The sequence below is a fragment of the Leptothoe kymatousa TAU-MAC 1615 genome, from assembly GCF_018739865.1.
GTDB lineage: Bacteria > Cyanobacteriota > Cyanobacteriia > Phormidesmidales > Phormidesmidaceae > Leptothoe > Leptothoe kymatousa.
Genome location: NZ_JADOER010000008.1, coordinates 1 through 21,493 on the forward strand (window position 1 = coordinate 1; position 21,493 = coordinate 21,493).

Annotated in this window: 14 protein-coding genes; 11 read left to right on the forward strand and 3 right to left on the reverse strand. The window is 49.6% G+C overall.

Annotated elements, in window-relative coordinates; translation table 11 throughout:
• Positions 1 to 36: 36 nt before the first annotated feature.
• Entirely contained in the window at positions 37 to 1,368 is a 1,332-nt protein-coding gene (locus IXB28_RS09270; protein WP_215618298.1) for a M10 family metallopeptidase C-terminal domain-containing protein, read from the forward strand.
• A 130-nt stretch (positions 1,369 to 1,498) separates the two neighbouring features.
• Here IXB28_RS09270 and IXB28_RS09275 read toward each other — a convergent pair whose 3' ends face one another.
• Complete coding sequence (locus tag IXB28_RS09275) at positions 1,499 to 2,281, reverse strand: VOC family protein (protein WP_215618299.1); 783 nt, start codon at positions 2,279 to 2,281, stop codon at positions 1,499 to 1,501.
• 313 nt (positions 2,282 to 2,594) lie between these two features.
• Here IXB28_RS09275 and IXB28_RS09280 point away from each other — a divergent pair, with 313 nt between their 5' ends.
• The 5 genes from IXB28_RS09280 to IXB28_RS09300 all read left to right on the forward strand — a co-directional run bounded on the left by IXB28_RS09280 (position 2,595) and on the right by IXB28_RS09300 (position 9,452).
• Positions 2,595 to 3,446, forward strand: coding sequence for an aldose epimerase family protein (locus IXB28_RS09280; RefSeq protein WP_215618300.1), 852 nt, complete (start codon positions 2,595 to 2,597; stop codon positions 3,444 to 3,446).
• 173 nt (positions 3,447 to 3,619) lie between these two features.
• Complete coding sequence (locus IXB28_RS09285) at positions 3,620 to 5,320, forward strand: hypothetical protein (RefSeq protein WP_215618301.1); 1,701 nt, start codon at positions 3,620 to 3,622, stop codon at positions 5,318 to 5,320.
• A 105-nt stretch (positions 5,321 to 5,425) separates the two neighbouring features.
• Positions 5,426 to 6,820 carry an aromatic ring-hydroxylating dioxygenase subunit alpha gene (locus IXB28_RS09290; protein WP_215618302.1) on the forward strand — a complete coding sequence of 465 codons (1,395 nt, stop codon included), beginning with the start codon at positions 5,426 to 5,428 and terminating at the stop codon, positions 6,818 to 6,820.
• Between the two features lie 985 nt (positions 6,821 to 7,805).
• Positions 7,806 to 8,720 carry an acyl-CoA desaturase gene (locus tag IXB28_RS09295; protein WP_215618303.1) on the forward strand — a complete coding sequence of 305 codons (915 nt, stop codon included), beginning with the start codon at positions 7,806 to 7,808 and terminating at the stop codon, positions 8,718 to 8,720.
• Positions 8,721 to 9,011: 291 nt separating this feature from the next.
• On the forward strand, positions 9,012 to 9,452 hold the full coding sequence (locus IXB28_RS09300; RefSeq protein WP_215618304.1) for a hypothetical protein: 441 nt from the start codon (positions 9,012 to 9,014) through the stop codon (positions 9,450 to 9,452).
• A 119-nt stretch (positions 9,453 to 9,571) separates the two neighbouring features.
• Here the strand turns inward: IXB28_RS09300 and IXB28_RS09305 are convergent, their stop codons facing one another.
• Positions 9,572 to 10,636 carry a DUF1350 family protein gene (locus IXB28_RS09305; RefSeq protein ID WP_215618305.1) on the reverse strand — a complete coding sequence of 355 codons (1,065 nt, stop codon included), beginning with the start codon at positions 10,634 to 10,636 and terminating at the stop codon, positions 9,572 to 9,574.
• Positions 10,637 to 10,813: 177 nt separating this feature from the next.
• Positions 10,814 to 11,473 (reverse strand): hypothetical protein, encoded by a 660-nt coding sequence (locus IXB28_RS09310; protein WP_215618306.1) that lies wholly within the window; start codon positions 11,471 to 11,473, stop codon positions 10,814 to 10,816.
• A 499-nt stretch (positions 11,474 to 11,972) separates the two neighbouring features.
• On the opposite strand from IXB28_RS09310, the gene IXB28_RS09315 reads away from it, so the two are divergent.
• From IXB28_RS09315 to IXB28_RS09335, 5 genes are all read left to right on the forward strand, one after another.
• Positions 11,973 to 15,218, forward strand: a complete 3,246-nt coding sequence (locus tag IXB28_RS09315) for a toll/interleukin-1 receptor domain-containing protein (RefSeq protein WP_215618307.1) — start codon at positions 11,973 to 11,975, stop codon at positions 15,216 to 15,218.
• Between the two features lie 136 nt (positions 15,219 to 15,354).
• Complete coding sequence (locus IXB28_RS09320; protein ID WP_215618308.1) at positions 15,355 to 16,068, forward strand: hypothetical protein; 714 nt, start codon at positions 15,355 to 15,357, stop codon at positions 16,066 to 16,068.
• 37 nt (positions 16,069 to 16,105) lie between these two features.
• Positions 16,106 to 16,378, forward strand: a complete 273-nt coding sequence (locus IXB28_RS09325; protein ID WP_215618309.1) for a hypothetical protein — start codon at positions 16,106 to 16,108, stop codon at positions 16,376 to 16,378.
• 279 nt (positions 16,379 to 16,657) lie between these two features.
• Positions 16,658 to 18,133, forward strand: coding sequence for an efflux RND transporter periplasmic adaptor subunit (locus IXB28_RS09330; protein ID WP_215618310.1), 1,476 nt, complete (start codon positions 16,658 to 16,660; stop codon positions 18,131 to 18,133).
• Between the two features lie 5 nt (positions 18,134 to 18,138).
• Positions 18,139 to 21,405: an efflux RND transporter permease subunit gene (locus IXB28_RS09335; protein WP_215618311.1), complete on the forward strand. Its 3,267-nt coding sequence runs from the start codon at positions 18,139 to 18,141 to the stop codon at positions 21,403 to 21,405.
• Positions 21,406 to 21,493 lie beyond the last annotated feature (88 nt).

The window sequence follows — 21,493 nt, forward strand, 5'->3', positions numbered from 1 at the left end:
CCGAGTTGATTGGCACCCGTCACCCACCTTACCCAAATGGGCAGTCATCATTGGGTGACGGGTGTTTATTTATGTGCACACGCCTTAGGCTATGTTGATATCTTTGCTGATGTAGATCGTGACGGTACCTTTGACCCCATCGGCGGTCAAGCTACCATCCCAAATTCAAATGGGTCTATTGTTCTGATTGACAAAGACGAGGCTGATTTTAGCTCCGGTTCCCTAGGGCGTTGGCTATGGATTCATGAGCTAGGCCATGCCGTGGGTGGTTTTAATGACGTGACTGTGGGGATTAACGCTGACACCCGTTACCCTATTGCTAGTGAACAAAACAATCAAGGCATAGATGGCCAGGTGCTTGGCCAGTGGCAAGACAATCAACAATATACGGTGATGTCGTACAATCCCCACCCCTATATGCGTGGGGTTAGCCCCAGCACCTTGGGCCTGTACGACATTGCGGCCATTCAGGCCCTATATGGTGCCAACTGGAGCCACAATGCAGGCAACAATACCTATAGTTGGGGGCGCAATGAAACCTTTATTGAAACCATTTGGGATGGAGGGGGCAATGACACCATTAATGCCTCTAACCAAACCCGGCGTTCTATCATCAATCTGGGGGCTGGGCGTTTCAGTTCCATTGGTTCCCTCAACGGTGTCAGCAATGCGTTGAGCAATTTGGCCATTGCCTACGGAGTAACCATTGAAAATGCCTTTGGTGGCAGTGGCAGTGACAGCATCACCGGCAACAACATTGGCAATGTCCTGCTTGGTCTGGGCGGGAACGACTCAATTTTTGCCCTGGGCGGCAATGACATTATTTATGGGGGGACCGGCAATGACATTATTTATGCAGGGGCAGGTAATGACAGCGTCTATGGAGGAGCCGGTAACGACAGGGTCTATGGTGGCACTGGCAATGACTATGTGGTCGGCGATAGTGGGGATGACGTGATGGCTGGTGGTGCCGGGAGTGACATTCTGATTGGCGGCTGGGGCAACGACACGATTAATGGCACCACCTATGTCTCCCAAGGAACGGGGGAACGGGACATTTTAACGAGCGGTAGCTATGGCGATCGGGATACCTTTGTGCTGGGCCAGTATGGCCGCGTGTTCTATAACGATCGGGGCAATGCTGACTATGCCCTGATCCGAGACTTTGATGTTTACGATGTCTTTGGTGAGGCTGCAGACAAAATCCAATTGCTGGGCAGTGCCGCATCCTACAAACTCTCGAATGTATCCATCAATGGTTTGGCTGGGGCAGGTATCCACGTTGCTGGCGATCTCATTGGCCTGGTTCAAAATGTAAATGCGGCTAGCCTGAACTTGGCCAACGCATATCAGTTTACCTACGTTTAGCCGCTCAGCTGAGACGATTATTTTAAGGGGTCTGGCGAGCTGGTCTTAGCCAGATTTTAATTATCGAGCTTGCCGAAAGTTGTTTTCTGAACTGAGTGGTCTTGCATGATAAGACCACTCAGCGCTGCTGTTAATCATCGGGGGTATTGACCTGCATCAAAACGACCACAGCTCCCTGGGGATCCAAAATGGTCGTAAAGCGACCCGGTTCAATGTCCATGGGGTCCATTAAAACGCTGCCACCCAGTCGATTTACCACAGCTAACGACGCATCCAAATCTGCCACATTAAAATACACCACCCACCTAGGAGGAACATTGTCGGGCATCGGGGCTTTAGCCATATCAAACATGCCGCAGTTCATATGTCCCTTCACACTGGCGCTGATGTAGTTCGGTGGTGCTTCATCCACCTCTAGCTCCCAACCAAAAACAGATTTGTAGAATTCTGCGGCCCTCTCTGCCCCTCTGGTTTGCAACTCTGTCCAACAAAAGGTGTTGACCTCATTAACCCGTTCCGCACCAATGTGCTCCGTGGCCTGCCAGAGACTGACCACGGCCCCAGTGGGATCCTTAATTATGGCCATCCGACCCGCTTGCATAACATCAAAAGGGGCCATTTCAATGGTGGCGCCGTTCTCCTGACAGCTTTGTACGGTGGTGTCTAAATCTTTGACGGTGATGTAGCTTTGCCAGCTCGGGGGCATGTCCATGGTGGGGGGAATGGCGGAGATGGCCGCCACCGAGCGATCGCCTTTATAGGCCATGGAGTAGACGCCCCCCATATCCGTTGGCTTGTCCTTAAAGGTCCAACCAAATAGTTCTGCGTAGAACTGCTTTGCCGCTTCCTGTTCGCTGGTCATTAGGTCTACCCAGCTGAACACACCATTTTCATAGCTGTTTCGGATACCCATTGCCACTGTCTCCACATATCAAGCAATACAAATATACTAATCATGATTTTGGCAAGTGGGAAGATGTATTGTGTTAAGAAACTTGATTTGATTGTCGATATGGGGCGCGACTTTCTAGGCAGATAGCCGATTTTTTGGTGGCGGATCTCTAAAAATAGTATGGCTATTGCTCTGAAAAATCAGGAACGGTAGCGTAAGAAAATAGAAGGCATCGTAGGAACCGTAAAGATTCCATGGTGGTGTCCCACATTGCATAGGGAAACGACTATCCTATGGCAGGGTTTTAACAGCAACGCCCTAAAGGAAGTATTAAATGAGCACGATTACGACTGAAAACCAGCAGCATTTGGCCTATATTTTGGCCGATGGCGATTCTCAGGTGTCCGTAGTACCGGAACGGGGCGGTATTGTGACTAGTTGGAAGATCAATGGCAAGGAGGTGTTCTATTTAGATGCAGAACGCTTCAAGGACCCTAGTTTGTCTGTGCGTGGAGGGATTCCGCTGCTATTTCCCATCTGTGGCAACCTCGTAGACGACGCCTATAGCTTTAAGGGGGAAACCTACCCCATGAAGCAACATGGCTTTGGTCGCACCCTGCCCTGGGAAGTAACCCAGCAGTCTACTGAGGATGGCGCTAGTATTACAATTACCCTCAAGAGTAGTGAAGAGACCCGCGCCGTTTATCCCTTTGATTTTCAGCTAGATTATATATATACCCTTAAAGGTAATACCCTAGAACAGCGTTTCCGACACACCAATCTGTCGGAGAAAACCATGCCGTTTTCTACGGGTACCCATCCCTATTTTCAGGTGGCAGATAAAACGAAATTGGTGTTTGATATACCGTCTACTGACTACAAAATTAAAGGTGGAAAAGAGGTATTTGCCTTTAACGGTAAGTTTGACTTTGACCAAGAAGAAATCGATTTTGCCTTTATTAATTTGGAAGGTCAAACAGCCACGGTTAAGGATGGGGATAGCACGCTAACTATTTCCTATGACGAGAACTATTCAACGCTTGTTTTTTGGACAGTAAAAGGTAAAAACTTTTACTGCATGGAGCCCTGGAGTGGCCCTCGTAATGCGATGAATACAGGGGACTTCCTGTTGACCGCTGCGCCCCAACAAACTGTGGAAACTGTTATTTCTATGACTATGAGCTAACCACGGGCGACATCTTGTGGCGTTGGTTTTAGCCAATAGCTCCAATCAACTAGGGTCTGGTGCCCGATGTTGGTTGGAGCTATTTTGTATGGTGGCGTTCCTGCGGGATGATTTTAGTTATCACCTTGACTCTTTACACTGGAATGGGCTGGGTAAATTGGGAGAACGCTACTGTGAAAAAGGTTCGATTGCCTAAATTGACGGGGCGTCAGGTGACTGGAGCCTTGTTGCTAGCGCTTTTAGCATTGGGCTGTTTGATATACCACCACCATGGTGTGTCTACGGATGAAACCCTGGAAATTAATATGGTGATGTGGCATCTGGATGCCATTGGGAGTGCCAATCCTACTGAAGAAATTTCTTCGGATTTAGAATACTACGGTCTCTTTTTTAATTTGGTGAGCATGGGCGTTTTCCTGCTGACTCAAGTTATACAGACTGGCGTTCAGCCCGTTGAGCAATTGATTTCCCAAGGGTTAGCCAATGGGGATATTTATGTGTCTAAGCATTTGGTTACCTATGTGTTTAGTGGCCTTGCCTATGTGGGGGTGGCGTTGTTTACTAAAGACCTGCTGCGGTGGTCGTTCGCGCCTGTTGCCGTGGTCGTTTTGGCGCTGGCACCGCGCTTTTGGGGCCATTCTTTTTTTAATCCGAAGGATATTCCCTTTGCGGCTTTGTTTACGGTGGTGAGCTATGTGGGGGCTCGGTTTACGGCGGAATTGGCCGATCCCCAGCGGGACAACGCCCGTGGCGGGAGTGTTGTTTTTTTGAGAAAATCCCTGGTATTTGGTGCCTTGGCCGGATTGTTAACCTGTATTCGGGCTGGTGGCTTTGTTGTTTTAGGCTACGGGGTGTTTTGCCAGGTGATTCTTTTGGCCGTTGGCTATGGGGCCAGGACACAAGAGACATCTAGCACCCCCTCACCCATAGGGCTGGGGCGTCGTTGTTTACTGTCCTATGGGGTTGCGATCGCAGCCTGGGCCACCGTGACCACCCTCCTTAGCCCGGTTGCTTGGGGCAACCCCATGGGATGGTTTGTGGAAACAATTGCCTATTTATCTAGCCACACCTGGGAAGGGGTTACCCTCACCTTTGGCCAAAAGCTGCCGCCCCAACCCCCCTGGTTTTATCTGCCGGTGTGGTTTGGCATTACGACGCCCTTAATTACGTTGTTGTTGGCCAGTGTGGGGCTAGGGACCCAACTCCGGTCATGGTTGCGATTAACCCCATTGCAACAAAGTTTGACCATTTGGTTAATCCTGCAGCTATGGGCATTGCCCGTGGTCGGCATTGTGAAACGCTCCACCATTTACAATGCCGAACGCCAGTTTTTGTTTGTTTTACCTGCCGTTGCCGTGTTTGCGGTGCTGGGGTTGGCATGGTTTTTAAACCATATTTCCCATCGCTTTTGGCGAACGTCGTTCATCACCCTGTTGGTTATGGCCTATGGTTCGGTGACCATCGATTTAGTCCGGCTCCATCCCTACGAATATGTATATTTCAATTCCATTGCCCGCAGTGAACGGCTGGCAACAGACTTTGAGACTGATTACTGGGGGGTGAGTGTGCGAGAGGCCATTGAGTGGGTGAATGGCCAGGTGGATGAGAAAACTTTGGTGTTGTTCCATGCGCCTTCCGGTAGCATTCGCCCTTTTGCCGATGAAACCCTCGTGTTAGATCGGGGCCATAAACTCAAGGATGTGCCCTATGAGGAGATTCAAAAGCCGTTTTACTATGTGGCCTATCCCCGCAATAAGTATGGTGGCCTGCCCCATCCCCAGGATCGATTTCCACAGTGCGATCGCGTCTTCACGGTTCAACGCCCCCTCGGTTCAGTAAATATCCCCTTAACGATTGTCAAAAAATGCCAGTAAGCAAGCGTTAAACACCGACAAAAAAGCGGCCTACGGCTAATGGGGTGCAATTATTTAAGTTTTGTAACAAAATGGAGGATGAGTACGCCATGATTATTTGACCCAATGACGGCCACCCATCCCGAACGCCTAGCCAAAAGTTCTGTCCCCCTCGCAGCAGGTGGCCCCGACCCACAACGGTTTGACTGGTTTGAAGCTTGGTATCCGGTGCACTATGTCGAAGACTTAGATAAAGCTAAGCCAACCCGATTTACCCTACTGGGGCAGGATGTGGTGATTTGGTGGGAGCCCACAGCCAAGACCTGGCGGGTGCTAGCGGACCAGTGTCCCCATCGCCTGGCCCCCCTTTCGGAAGGTCGCATTAACGAAGCGGGGCAGTTAGAATGCCCATACCATGGCTGGGCATTTTCTGGAGAAGGCTTGTGTGAGCACATTCCCCAGCAGCCCCCCCAGGGAGAGGCCCATCGCTCGAATCGAGCCTGTGTGGCATCGATGCCCACGGATGTGCGCCAGGGGCTGCTATTTGTATATCCTGGCAAGCCAGAGAATGCGGCGCGGGTGGAGGTGCCCATCATTGACCCCGTGGTGGCAGAACCCGATGGCTGGGTCATGCTCAATACATTTCGAGATTTGCCCTACGATGCGCTAACGCTGTTGGAAAATGTGCTGGATGCTAGCCATATTCCCTACACACACCACAAAACGGTCGGCAAGCGAGAAAATGCAGCCCCCATGCAGATGGACGTCGTTTCATCGGGGAAGCAGGGTTTTCAAGGGGTTTGGCCAGAGGGGCCGCGCAAGGGTGCCCTAGGCACGCAGCATACGACATTTGTGGCGCCCGCTCTGATGTATCACGACCTCACATCGAAACAGTTTGGCCGAACGCTGACGGTGGTCTATGCAACGCCAATGCGAAAAGGAGAATGTCGCCTATTTGCAAGGTTTCCGTTTAAGTTTTCGTCAAAGTTGCCAGCATTTTTTATCAAACGTACCCCCCGGTGGTTTAGCCATGTTGGCAACAACCGGGTGTTGGAAGACGATCAAATCTTTTTGCATCTTCAAGAGCGATTGTTGGAGAAAGAACAACATCGACCCTATGCCCAGAGTTGTTACTTGCCCACCCAGGCAGATCGCTATGTGGTGGCATTTCGCAAGTGGATTAGCGATTTTGAGGCAAATCCGTTTGAGGGTGAGCCCCTGCCGCCAGAACAATCCATAGATATGTTGATGGACCGGTATGGGTCCCATACCAAACACTGTGGCAGCTGTGGACCAGCGTTGAAGCGGATTCAAGCGATTCGTAAGGGCGCTATCGTGTTGAGTGCTGCGATTTGGTCGTTGGTACCGTTGCTGGTGGTCAGCCCGTGGACCATACCCTGGTGGGCGGGGGCTAGTTTGACCGCAGTACCTTTGTTGGCAGGGGCGTTATGGCTATGGCTAGGAGATTTGGAACAAAAGTTGTATAAGGGTGATCCAACTCCACCGCGCAATTTGTCTTAATTGCCCCATGGGTCGATGGGATAGGTTTGGATGTCAGCCGTAAAAAAAGACAAACCACCTGGGTCTGACAGCTAAAATCATACCGAAAAGTAGTTATTCAAGAAATATTGTTTGATTGAGCTATATCAAACAACTATTTAGTAGAAACAGCGGATTTACGAAATTTAGAAGGTATTGTTTAATCCCTAAATGGCAATATCAAAAAAACTTGCAAGCCAGTGATTTGAGGCTGAATAATACGTATATTTAGCTAGCCCTAGCCTGATCTTTAAACTGCATATTTTTGAGGTTTTAAGGGTAATCTCTGGGAAAATATTCTTTTAAATGGTGATGACAATGCATTATTATTGAAAATGTTAATTCAATGGGTTAATTACTTGATCTAACGTTTTTTAGCAACGCTATTACCATTTAACAAGATTGACTGTAGAAGATTGAGCCTATTGTTGATTCGGCTTTAGGCATTATCAGCACAATCCCTGATTCTATCTGGAGACATCACTATTGTTCTAATAATAAAATCAAGTTCTTAGTGATGTATTGGTGATGTAGTTATCTATTTCGGTTGAACACACTCCCTTGACTGACACAGTTTTTTGATGTGGGTTGGGTAGAACAACGTGAAGCCCAACACTAGAAACAGTTTCATTGGGTTACGCTAGTGCTAACCAAACCTATTGCAGAACAAGGGTTTCGAGAGTTTTGTCAGTCAACCAGCCTTCAATCTAAGGCCAGTCTTTTAGATATTGCGTTTAAAGGTTGAATCTAGGGCCAGTCTTTTAGATATTGCGTTTAAAGGTTGAATCTAAGACGAGTTTTAGAACAAATTTCAGAGCTTGTAACCATTAGATATTTATCTATTTAGTGTGTCTAAATCATTCTGGATGTCTTCCAGTTAATGTCTAATGCTTTGATATCAATGGTTAGGTGATATTGGATTTTGACAACTTTTTAGTAAGTAATTTAAGTATTCTTTAGGACGATAATGGGAAAATATTCTCTAGCTACAAAAATTTCTTATGTCATCGGTCCAATTCTAATTATCGTTAGCCATGTGGGCTCGTTGCTTGTTTTTGCTACGGGCTTGAGTTTGGGCGCGATTTTATGGGCGGTTTGGCTATATCTAATTCGTATGCTGGCGACAACCGCCATCTATCATCGCTTGCTCACCCATAAAAGTTATAAAGCTCCTGCCCCTTTTCTTTGGTTGGGCTGTATTGTGGGCACAGCGGCTGGGCAAATGGGGCCAAGCTGGTGGAAGGCCCATCACCTATCTCACCACCGATATGCGGATCAAGAGTTGGATGGCCATTCTCCGTATACTCCATCCAAGGGTGCTAAAGGATTTCTGTGGTCCCAGGGCATGTGGCTGTTGTCTACTCGATTCTTTCCTGCGAAGCTGCCGCTAGATGTCGAGAAGGATATGGTGTTGCGAGTGATTGACCGTTTACATTTTGTTCCTTTGGTTTTGCTTGGCCTCATCTCCTATGGGATGGGGGGTGTCGAATATCTTGGTGCCTTTTTCCTGAGTACGACGCTGTTATTCCATGGGGTGCAAACCGTGAATTCCCTGAGTCACCTCATGGGCGATCAGCCTTTTGCCACCGGTGACCAAAGTCGAAACAATGGGCTAGTTGCCTTTCTCACCCTGGGTGAAGGTTGGCACAACATGCATCATGCGTTTCAGGTGTCCGTTCGCCATGGCATCACCCTTAAAAATGGGGCGGTGGTGAAGCTTATAGATCCTACCTTTGCGTTTATTAAAGTGCTTGAGTCCCTAAAGTTAGCGACCAATCTTAAGCTGCCGAATGAGGCTGCGTTGCTAGCAAAGGCCAATACTGTTGGCTTTGCCGATGCTAAAACAGTCGGTGATAGGGTAATGGGTAAGGTTGCTTCCTGAATAGGATAAGGCGTTTACGACAGGGGTAAAATGGCCCCTGTTAGACACCTGGCATGGCAGGATTTCAGCACCAAAATAGATCTTCAGCCCAGAAACCTTCATTGTCATGAGTTTTTGGGGGATGGCAATGGGACGACATCTGTTATTCTTTACGGCCCAATTTGTTATGCCGGCAATATATCAATTCTAGTTGATATATTGCCGGCCAGTGTGGGCATTTTGAGAAGAACGGAGGGTGTCCCTGTCTATCTAAACCCAACGGTTGGAGTTACTTGGAGTGCAAAATTACCCATGCAGCATCTGGTTTATTTTAAAGTTTTCCAAGATGATGAAGCTATTGCCTCAGGCGTGAAATTACCGTCTGGGCAGTTTGCCCTAAGTTGGTATGGTCGTTGTCATAGTCATGGTGTATTCCCTAGCTTTGACGTGTTCAAAGGGATGCAGGATCAACGTGTTGGACGCACTGTTAAACAAATGTCAGCGCCATTAACGGCAACCGGTGTGGCTAGGACTTTTTATCTTCAGCGTAATGAAGATTGGAGTGGCATTAGTGGGACTGGCGTTGTGGCCGTTGGGTTTGAATTTGACCATTGGACGGTTTTGCATTGGCTAGATGCCCAGGGGTCAACATTTTGGTACCCGAGTGTTGCCATGGTGGAACAGGTCCATGGCCATGAAGGACGCACGCTCATTGTTCGATGTGAGATGGCGTCTAGTTTGCAATATGCCTAGGGTTTGATGGTACAACGCAATCTTACCTGTGATGCTAGGGTAGGTAGGGCTTTGAGCAATAACCCATAGGCCATGGCCGATATCTACCCACCCGGGCCCTAACGCCGTAGGGGAGTCCGCTAATCGGAGAGGGGGCATAAGCACCCTAGGTCTTTTAGGAGATCGGCAATGTGAGATTCTAGAAACAGATTGCGCCTGTCGGTAGTGGTGGCTAATGGGTCTAGCAATGGATTGAAAACGACATCGCCAATGTCGATGCCCAGGGGTCTGAGGTGACCACCTGTTAAACGTTTCTGATGCTGTTCTGGAGGCTTGCCCAAGTCCTGGGTGAACCAGTGGCAGGTTTCGGACGCAATGTTGTCGGACTTGAAACAAACGAGACCTAATAGGTTGAAAAGGTTACTCTTTTTGATTAATGCATGGGTGGTGGCAGGATCTGGTTTTACCCCCAGCCCTAGCCGATCGATGAGATGGGCCAGCGCTTTGGGGCGAATGGCACTGGATGTGTCGCTGATGTCGGGGGCTAGTAAGATAGACGGCTGATTTCGGATGAAAATATTGGTAAAGTCTAATGCTGTTTCTGTGGCCTCTGAACCAGCATATTCTTGGATGTAGGCTTCGACTAGATTTTTGGCTGCGATCGCATCTTGTTTTAGCGTATCCACCAAAATGTTGATTTGTTGAATGACCCGTTGGATTTTCCTGGGAGGATACTGTTGCCTTTCGGTTGTACTTAAACTGGTGTCAGTTTGAATGCTCCTTAACAATTCACAGATAAAGGCATCACGCTGCTCTTTGTCTGTGGGCAGTGCGCTTAAGCCCTCTAGCAGAGATATATATTTGCAACCAACACTATGCCCCATCCAAACATAGTTACGTTCGTGTAGATAAACCTCATAGGGATAATTGTTCATCAGCGCCATTCTGACTAATTCAGGCAACACTCGATATTGTTCCTGGGCTAAAAAGCCAGCTTCTCGATAATGATTGAACGTAAAGGCAAAGGGTAATAATACAATTGAGTAAGACTGCTCATAAAAGTAGTTCAACAGATGACGGTAAAACACCATGGGGCCAAAGGTACCAAAGAATGCCCCGCCAACAAATTGAATGACGCCCTTTGGGTTTGGGTGTAGTGCTACCCAGCTATGGGAAACCGGTTTAAAGCGTAATGATAGGGTCATGGTCTGAGAAAAAGGATGATGGTTTAGCTACGGCTACTTTACGGGAGGTGAATCAATAGGTTAGTTATCCATAGACATGTGGACGATGCCCTCATAGTTCGAACAATGGGGTGCTACCTATACATCCCCATTGTCCGAGCTATGGTACAGCTAACCTAAGGCTTAGAAGTTGGCGGCTTAATACACCTTACGAGCATTTGCTAAGTAGATAGAACGGCCCTTGGGAGAATAGACAAAGGGCGAATTCTTAGCCGCCTGTTGGAACTGACGGGGCAACAGACTGGACACATCAGAAAAGTCAACCGTGACCTTTTGGGTCGCACCATCAACAACAATGCCCCTAGCATCTGGGCGACAATTTAGCTCGTTGATTTTCTCTAATGCTTTCATCTGAGCCTTTTTATCAACTGAGACATACACTAAATAGCCTTGATTAGAAAGTTTTTCGCCGCGATCGTTAGCTTCAGACTCACTGTCAAAAAAGGAGATTTGGGTATCTTCAATGGAAATAGGGCAGCTGCTTTCATTGGGTTTGCCTGCAACAACGGCATAGAGGATAGATGTAGCAGGTTGACCATTGACAGTTGTTAGGGGGCCACTAAACGCAATACGAGCATCTGTATTAGGAACGTTTGGAATTGAGTCGCTAAAGTCTAGGTCAGCACTTTGAAACGTGCCAGAACCTAACTGTTCGTGACTTAAATCCTTCACGTTTAAGGGTATGGAAACATCAAACCCAATGGTCTTGAGTACATCAACTTTTTGCTTTTGTTCCTCAGGATTGTCGTAAAAGCTGGTTAGGGCTACATCCAACTCTGTAGATATAGCTTGTGCCATGGCGACTTTGCAGGTACTCAATACTAAAAATGTGCATAGTAAAACCCCGAAAACTAAGCCTCGAATCTTTTGCATGATTGTAATGTGGTAGATGTTTGTAGTATTTAACGTTGTTAGGGCATAGCAGCGGCTACTGCATGCACCCAGGGCAACCCCGGCGATGACTGGTGTTGTTTGCCACTAAATTTAGTATGGAACTTAGAATGGTTGTCGCGATAGTACCCCTGTGGGTACTCTTAGCTTTTTTGATGTAAATATTGCCAGTAGTACGCTTGCTGCGAGTTCGGTTTACACAAAACCCCCCCTTAGGATTGAAGTTTAAATCATGGGGTTGCCGACATAGTGACAAATAGGGTTTGTAGTTTTGTCTAATTTATCTGTCTAAATCTGTAAAATCATCTAGAAATAATGAATATATGAACGGGTTTTTGATGGCCATGCCGTCTTTTGTTTAGGACGTTGTAGGCATCAGATTCCTTGCATCTACTTCGTAAACTCCATGGCTGACTTATTTATCTCTTACTCGCGCAAAGATACAGAGTTTGTCCGCACCCTAGATGCTGCATTAATCCGTAGCAAGTACGATACCTGGGTAGATTGGCAAAATATTCCACCGACGGCAGACTGGTGGGAAGAGATAGAGTCTGGCATTGAAGCGGCCCATAGCTTTATATTTATTTTGAGTCCCGATTCGGTGGCTTCTAAGGTATGCCGGAAGGAGGTTGATCATGCCGTTAAAAGCAACAAGCGGCTGATCCCCATTGTTCGCCGTGATGTGGAAGCAGGCAATGTACACCCTGAGTTAGCAAAAATAAACTGGATTCATTTTCGTAAGCAGGATGACTTTCGGTCTAAATTTTTCGATCTGGTAAAAAGTATCGATATTGATTTAGGGCATTGGAAGTCCCATACGACGCTGCTTACCCAGTCAGTCAGGTGGGAGAAAAGCAATCGGGATAGCGGTTTGCTCCTGCGGGGTCGTTCCTTGTCAGAAGCTGCCCAATGGTTGATTCAATCAAACGCTAACAAAGAACCCAGACCGACCCAGAGCCAGATTGATTATGTCTCTGCCTCGGTGGCAGCGCGTAGGGCAACCAATACTCGACAGCGGGTTACTATCAGCATATTGGGAACCTTGTTAGCCATGGCAATGGGGGCGGGCGGAGTGGCCTATGCCCAATATAAAAAAACAGAGAGAGCCCTGGATACGATTGGTAATTTGCAGGCCGTTGACAGGTACCAGGGGGTAACGGCCCGTTCTAGACAGCTTAAACAAAAGGAATTTGACAAGGGAACTTTATTAGCTGCGGCCACCATGAAGGGGTTGCAACGGCTAGACGCGCCTACCGGAGAGGTGAGTCAGATTGTATATGACAGTTTAGGCTTAATGCCTCCCAGCAAGTCTGTTTTTAATACTGAAGAATCGGTTCAAGAGATCAGCTTCAGTCCTGATGGTCGTTATTTAGCAACTCGTAGCTCTGACAATATGGGAAAACTATGGGATGTGACTGAAAAAAAGCTAATTGAACAATTTAGTTCCGAAAAAATCAGCTTTGGCCCTAAAAATCGGTATTTTGTTAGTCATCATAGCGATCAAGGCATTGTGATCTGGTCACTTCAGGAGAGTAAACAGGTTCAACGGTTTGACCTGCCAGGGAAAAATCTGAAAGATGTCCAATTTGGTAGCGATGGCCGGTACATGGTGGCCCATAGTGATGCGAATACGGCAACGTTGTGGGATTTAGACAGTGGGCAACAAGTGGGTGGTTTCTCTCCTGGGAATACTGTTGAAAAGGTTGTCTTTAGCCCCCAAGGTAAATATCTTGCTACTTTGCACAGCGGGAACAGAGTAACAATTTGGAATGTACAAACAGCAAAGCAAGAGCACGATCGTCCATATATAGGGACTGCCTATGATGTGCGATTCAGTCCCAATGATCGCTACTTTGCTTACCGCGTCAGTGATACTGAAATCTGGGTACAGGATTTACAGGACAGCACTAACCATTCGAGAATTAGACATATTGGGAATGTCAAGGATATTAGATTTAGTCCCAAAAGCCCCTATGTGACGAACCGTTATACTAACGAAGTTGTCAGACTGTGGGATCTGCAGGCTACGAAAAGTGTTGATCGTATTGAGCATCAAGGTTCCGTAGAAGGCGTCAGCTTTAGCCCAGATGGTCGATATTTAGCGGTGAGCGGTCAAGATAACACTGCCATTGTTTGGGATTTAGACCAGCGTAAACAGGCTATCGCAATTTTTCACGACAACAAGGTTGAAGATATTAGGTTTAGTCCAGGAAGCAAGTATCTTGCCACCCGCACTACGGGGACTCAGAGTATGCGAGTTTGGGACATTGCTAATGATATAGAGGCTGCTCGCATTGCCCATACTGGCAATGTAACAGATTTCAGCTTTAGCCCCGATGGTCGTTATATCGCCACTGGCAGTGAGGATAAAACGGTAAAGGTGTGGGATTTAGAACGCAATGAAGAGGTGGCCCGCATCTCTCATGACCGGGCAATTACTAATTTAAGCTTTAGTGCAGATGGTCAATCTTTGGCTACGGGCAGTGCGGATAAGACGGCCAGGGTATGGGATTTGAGCCTGCAATCTAATGTTACGCAAGTTGTTCATGATGTTGATTCCCTTGGCGATTCAAGCTTTAGTCTGGATGGTCGATATCTTGCGATCGCTAATGGAAACAAGATTGTCAGTGTTTGGAACCTGCAAGATGATCGGCAGATTAATCTATCCCATACAGTCGATATGACAAATGTAAATTTCAGTCCCGATGGTAGCTACCTGTCGACCTATGGTTCTGATGGGAAAGTCAGAGTTTGGAACTGGAGTAAAGACGACTCTGCACCTGCTATTACCATTGAAGCTTCAGAGATTACAGCGGTTGCATTTGATCCTAAAGGTCAGTACCTGGCCATCGGCCAGTCTGTTGTTATTGACAGTGAGGGAGATGCCGCTGACAGCAAGAAGAATATAGCTGTGATATGGGATCTCAAGAACAATCAAAAGATTGAGAGTCTGGTGCATGAGGGGGCTATTAATGATCTGAGCTTTAGCCCCGATAGTCAGTATCTGGCGACGGCTAGTGATGACAAAATTGCCAGGGTTTGGAACTTAGAGACCTATGGGCAAGAGACTCGGATGCCTCATGAGGGGGTTGTTAATGCCGTTAGCTTTAGCCAAGATGGTGCCTATTTGGCAACGGGTAGTGCAGACAAGACGGCCAGGGTTTGGGACCTCCAGCAAGAGCAGGAGCTGCCTCCGATTATTCATGATGATGAGGTGACGGCGGTAAGCTTTAGCAAGGACGGTCAATATTTAGCTACGGGCAGTGCAGACAAGATGGCGAGGGTATGGAACTTGTCCGCCTTTCAGGGACAGACCATTAGCCAAAACTTCACTGACGATGACGAGCAGGAGACGTTCCTAAGTTTTGCTGGCATTGCTAAGTATGCCGAAGGGGAAGAATGGGTGCTGCAGCAAATTGTTGAGTTTGCTCGCATTCCCCATAGGTATAGTGTGGAGGATGTGCGTTTCAGTATTGACGGGGATAAATTGCTAACCCGTAGTGGTAACAAGATACAAGTCGTATCGGTGGAGATGGACAACTTGATTGGGGAAACCTGTAAACGTTTAACCCGGAACCTGACAGAGACAGAGTGGACCCGTTTCTTTGGAGATAGGGAAGAGTACAATGCAACCTGTGCAAATCTGTCGTAACCTTTGTTTGATGTCGGAAAATGAATATTTTGAGGAGCTTGCAACAGCGGTGTAAAGTCTTACAAACCTGATGCACGGTTCCATAATACTTGCGCAACAATAAGCAATACAATCGGCGTACTTGGACCCCTTAGTGATGGCAGCTACCCCCGAGCAAATTCAAGAAGTTTTAGCTCTGCGCGATCGCAAAGTGGGGCCGAAGCAAATTGCCCGCAAACTAGGGTTACGCCCCGCCGAGGTGAACAATATTATCCATACCCAGCTCAGCGCCAATCCGGAAAAGCACAGCCAGCCCAAAAAGCCACTGAAATTAAAGGAATGTTTAATTGACGCCCAGGGGTTTGATCGCTTTTTTGGTAGCCAAATTATTCGAAAGGATCGCAAAGGATTGTTCCAGGTGATGGTGTCCCGTGTGGATGGACAACATTGTTTGGTCAGTACCTTTCTGATTGATGCCTGGTGTTTGGGGGTAAAAAACGTCATTGGACCCCGAAAGGTGAAAACCATCGACTATCCATTAATGCGAGAAAAGGCCTATGCCCAAACCATGCAGGATAGCTACAGAACAATCTCCCTAGCCCAGGCGCAATCGGTTGTCTTTGGGGCGGTGGATTATGCGAAGCGATTGGGGCTGGACCCCCATGCAGATTTTGAGCGGGCTCAGGTAAACCTGGGACCTCGCATGGATGACCTGACCCGCCATGAATTTGGCAAAAACGGTAAGCCCTATTACTTTGGTAGCCCCTATGATGACACGGACGACATTTTGGCAAAACTGCGAGCCACCGTGGGCGAGGGGAAATTTGACTACACCATTGGTATGGATCTAGGCATGGGGACGGTGCTCTAGATAATGTGCGACATACCCGCTAAATTCGATGCATCTTGTGCGTGTTGTCTGGGCGGGGGGTGTGACCACCGTCAACAACGAGGAACCAGGAGACTTGGAGCGTAATGCCGATAGCGTTACTGTAAAAAATGCCAATGGTTCAACGGCTGATGTGACTCCGTTTGCCCTGGGAGACCTGGCAGATAACGACAATAACCACGAACTTTGTTTAGATACGGCTGATATCCCAGTTTCTGTTTCATTTTCCGCGGGCTATCTCACCGATCCCAATAACGACTTAAATCCAGCCACAACCGTTGACGTCATTTAGCGTTGACCAAAACAATATTGGAATGGTGACAAAATTTATGACTGCAATGGGAACAGTTTAGATTCTGTATTGATAACTCATATTACGACTTTGCCAGACTGTATTCTATTCGCTTGAATTCCCAAAAGTTATTTGGCAGCATGATCGAATCATTCGCTGCTGAACGCCCTACCATTTACATAGACCATAGCCCTATTTCGGTTGTCCACTCGTTTCATAATCTAGCTATAGCAATAGTTTTGTGCCCCCACTGCCCACCTAAGTTCTACCGTTACCCCTATGACCTCTGACGGTATCAGACCCCAACCGCCGGTGCCCCCTGATCCCCCTGCAGACGTAGCTGTTGAGGCACCTTCCCAGCCCCCATCCAGCCCCTCCCCAGGCTGGCGTCGAAAACCGAAGAAGCCCCTCTGGCCTGCGGTGGCCTTAGTTATGCTCGTGGTGGCGGGTTGGGTCGGTGTCAAGGCCTATCGGTCTTTGACCGCGGCTCCTCCTGGCGAAGATGGCGAGGACGCCATTTTGAACCTGGCGCGGTTGCCGGTGAAGGTGCAAATCGCCCAAAAAGGTCCGATTCAGGGCTGGGTATTTGATGAGGGTTCGGTGTGGCCGGTGCGACGGCGACTGCTGAATTTTCAGGCCAGTGGCGACATTACCTATGTGGCCAAGCTCAACGGTGTGGAGCTGCGGGAAGGAGACTTTGTGGCGCGGGGGCAGTTGCTGGCGGAAATTGACGCTCGTCGGCAGGAGGCTAGCATTGACACGGCAGCAGCGGATATTCAAGTGTCTGAAACGCAGCTGAGCCAGTCGCGGGCGAGTTTTTTGCAGTCCCAGGCCAGTTTAGAACGGGCACAGTCGGACCTGGCCCTGGCTGAAACGGAGCTGCGCCGCTATGAGAATTTATTTGTCCAGGGGGCCGTTTCGGAAAGCGATCGCGATTCCTACATTAACCGGGTGGACCAAGCCGCCGCTGCCCTCAAAACCGCTGAGCAGGACGTGCGCTCTGCCGAAGACGGCATTCGGTCGGCTGAAGCCACGGTGAATGCGTCGGTTGCCCGCCTGAATGAAAGCGCCGTTGACCTGGAAGATACCCAGCTGGTGTCCCCCATTGATGGGGTGGTGGCCTACATTAATATCCGCGAAGGAGAATATTGGAGTACCCAATACCTCAACACCGCTAGTCCCCAAGATTTAATTGAATCCGCCCCAATTGTGGTGGTGGATCCCACCTCCTTTGAAGTGGAACTGGAGCTCCAGGCGGGGGACGCGGACGACATTGCCGCCGGGCAGCGGGCCTATGTCGTCCTAGAAGAGGACGTGAGTCAGGCCCAGGCGGCGGGCATCGGCTCCCAGGACCTGTTGGATATTGCTAAGCAGCGGGGTAGCGGTGGCCGGGTCTTTGCCGTTAGCCCGTCCCAAACGCCGGGCAGCCGGGGCACCGAAATTACCATTCGCGACCTCGACCGGGTGCGCAACCTGAAGGTGGGCGGTCGGGTCTATGTGTGGGTTGAAGTGGCTAGCGATCGCAATGCGGTGGTCCTCCCCATCGGGGCCGTCGTCACCAGAGGTCAGGCCTCCCATATATTTGTAGTCAATGAAGCCGATGGCACCGTCCAACAGCGTCGGGTCACCCCCGGCATTGAAGGCTTGGCCGGTGTGGAAATTCTCTCCGGCGTAGAACCCGGCGATTTAGTCGTCACCGAAGGGCAAAACCGTTTAGTAGATGGCACCCCCGTCGAGATTGTGAGTCGGAACTAGAAACCATGCAGATCGACGAGCGCGCTGTTGTTGCCCCCAACGATGAAAAAAGGGCCGAGGCACCCGCCTGGATGGAATTCTTCTTTACCCAGCAAATTTTTGCCATTCTCCTATGCTTTATGTTGTTCATGGGGGGGCTAATGGGCTACTTCTCCATGGTCAAAGAAGGAGACCCAGAGATTAAAATTGCCCGGGCCATGATCACCACCACCTGGGGCGGCACCGACGCAGAAACCATCGAAAACCAAGTTACCGACAAACTCGAAGAAGAAATCAAAAGTCTCCAGGGGCTGGACGATTTTACCAGCGCCACCTTTAACTCCTTTTCCATCATCAATGTGGCCTTCAAGGCCGAGGCCCCCGTAGCCCAGTCCATCCAGGAACTGCGGGGCAAAGTGGACGATGCCGAGTCCGAGCTGCCGGAAGAATCCACCGGTCGGGAAAAGCCCAGCTTTGAACAACTGTCCCAGCAAGACTCCCCGGTGCTTACCCTGGCCCTCACCGGAGAAGGCTTGGACATTGGTTTGCTAAGTCAGGTGTCCGAAGATTTACAAGAACGGCTAGAGTCCGTCAAAAATGTACGGGAGGTAAATCTCGGCGGCCAGCGGGATGACGTGATCCACGTGCAGATGATCCCCAGTCGCCTCACCACCCTGGGCATTTCCTCCACCCAGGTGCGCGACGCCATCCAAGGGGGCAACATCGACCGCTCCTGGGATCTGGTGCGGGATGACGAAATCGGTGCCCAGGTGAGACTCTACGGCCGCTTTCGCTCCCTCGACGATTTAGAAAATCTTCCCGTCACCCGGCTAGACGACAACCGGGTGGTGCGCCTGTCGGAGGTGGCCAATGTCTACCAGGGGTTAGAACGGGAAACCCAGCGCGCATTTCTCAGTTGGCAAGGCAGTGAGTTTAGCCCCACCATTAACCTCGAAGTGGTCAAAGTTGCCGGTAGCGACACCATCCAGGTGATTGACGATGTTTTGGCGGAAATAGAGCTAGCCAAGCAGGACCCTAACCTGTGGCTCTTTGGCATGGACTACCGCGTCATCACCAACGACGCAGGGTCCATTCGCAACGAATTATCCAACCTCGCCGTCAATGTATTTCAGGCCTCCCTGTTGGTATTTGCCATCTTGTTTGTGGCCCTCACCTGGCGAGAGGCCCTAATTGCCGGACTGGCCATTCCCATGACCTTTGCCGGGGTATTGTTTATCCTGTGGATGCTGGGCTACACCCTCAACACCATGGTCACCGTAGGCATGATCCTAGCCCTAGGTTTGCTGGTGGACGTGTTTATCCTCATGCTAGAAGGGTTGCACGACGGCATCTTTGTCCAGGGTTTGAGATTTCCCCAGGCTGCCATCAAAACCGTGCGTACCTATGCCTCCCCCGCATTTACCGGGCAGCTCACCACCATTTTAGCCATGGCCCCCCTAATGGCCATTTCCGGCACCCTAGGCAAATTTATTCGCCTGATTCCCATTAGCGCCATTACCTGTTTGGTGATGAGCTACATTTTGGCGTTGTTTGCCGTGGTGCCCCTGTCCAAGTTTCTCTTGGGCAACCAAGGGGGCCATGGCGAGTCTAAAACCTATGTAGACCGCCTAACAGAGGCCGCTTCCGAGAAATTCTCCCAATGGAGTTTGCGCATGACGGTGCCCAACCGCCATGTGGCCCGGCTGTGGACGGCGGGTGCCCTGGCCCTATTTGTCTGTGCGGCACTGTTGTTTAGCCAGCTACCCAGCTCTTTGTTTGCCGTCAGCGACGACAACAAACTCAGCCTAAATGTGGAGCTACCCCCCGCCGCCACCCTAGAAACCTCCCAAGCAGTAGCCGACCGCATGGGAGAAATCGTGCGCAACTATAGCGACCCCAATGGCAAAAAAGTATTTAACAGCGTCGTAAAGCTGGTGGGGCAGCGCAGTAACCTGGTGGCCGCCAGCGAGATTAAGCCAGGCAATGCCGATTATTTTGTTGGCCTGTCGGCAGTATTTGTGGACCGCAACCAGCGGGCCAGGGATTCCTTTGACTATGCCTATGATCTAAAGGTGCAGCTAGAAACCGAAATTATCCGCGACTATCCAGGGGCGGTATTGGCCACTGGGTTTCCCATTGCCGGTGGTGGGGCGGACCCAGTCCAAATCGAAATTTTTGGTGACGATCTACAAACCCTAAGGGAAATTTCCAGCGAAGTGCAACAGGTGTTGCGAGAGATTCCTGGCACCATGGACGTGCGGGACGACCTGGGTAACCTGCGGGAAGATTATAAACTGGTGCCCAAGCGGGAGGCCCTAAATTTCTACGGCATTAGCCAGGATGAATTGGGGCTACAGGGGCGCTATATGATGATCGACAACGATGTGGGCGACTTTGCCATCGGCAGCGGTGAAGAAGATCTCGATATTCGCCTCAGTACCCGCTGGCCCTCGCAACAGGGGCGCATTGGCGGACCTTCGCGGCTAGATGAATTTGCCACCCTCAGGTTTATCAACAACGATGGCGATGCCATCTCGCCCGATGCCCTACTGGAAGAAGTGCCGGGGGCGGTGCCCTTGGCCATTACCCATCGCGATACCCGGCGCAGTGTGACGGTGTTGGCCAAGGTGATTCCGGGGCAAGACTTTTTCGATACTGAGATTTTGGCGGAGCTAACGCCGAAGCTGGAGGCAATGCAGCACGACCCGACGGATCGGGACAATCCGGAGCGTTGGCCCCAGGGCTATTCCTACCGATTTGGGGGGGATGCGGATACCAGCAGTGAAACCTTTGGTTCGGCGGGGCAGATGCTGGTGGTGGCCATCTTCCTGGTGTTTGCGGTGTTGGTGCTCCAGTTTGGCTCCTATACCCAACCGGTGATTATTATTTTGACGATTCCCTTTGCGTTAATTGGCACGCTGTTTGGGTTCTTTGTCCTCGGCCTGTCGTTCTCGTTTCCGGCGATGATTGGTGTGATTGCGCTGGTGGGGATTGTGGTAAACGATGCCATCGTGATGGTGGAGACGATGAACGAGCGGCGCAAGGATGGGATGGATGTGCGCCATGCGGCGGCGGCGGGGGCCAGCGATCGACTGAGGCCGATTTTGACGACGTCGCTGACGACGATTATTGGGTTGTTGCCGTTGGCGTTTAGTGATGCCCAGTGGTTTCCGCTGTGTATGGCGATTATTTTTGGGTTGTTGTCGGCGACGTTGATTGCGTTACTGGTGGTGCCAGGGTTGTATTTGCAGTTGACGCCGAACAACTCAAAAGCTGTTTCGTACTCGTCTTAACATCGACCGAGATTTTGTCACCCGCGTCTGAATCGTCTGTTTCTCTGAAAATGCCATTTGGGCAAAGGCTTTTAGCGATCACCTATGG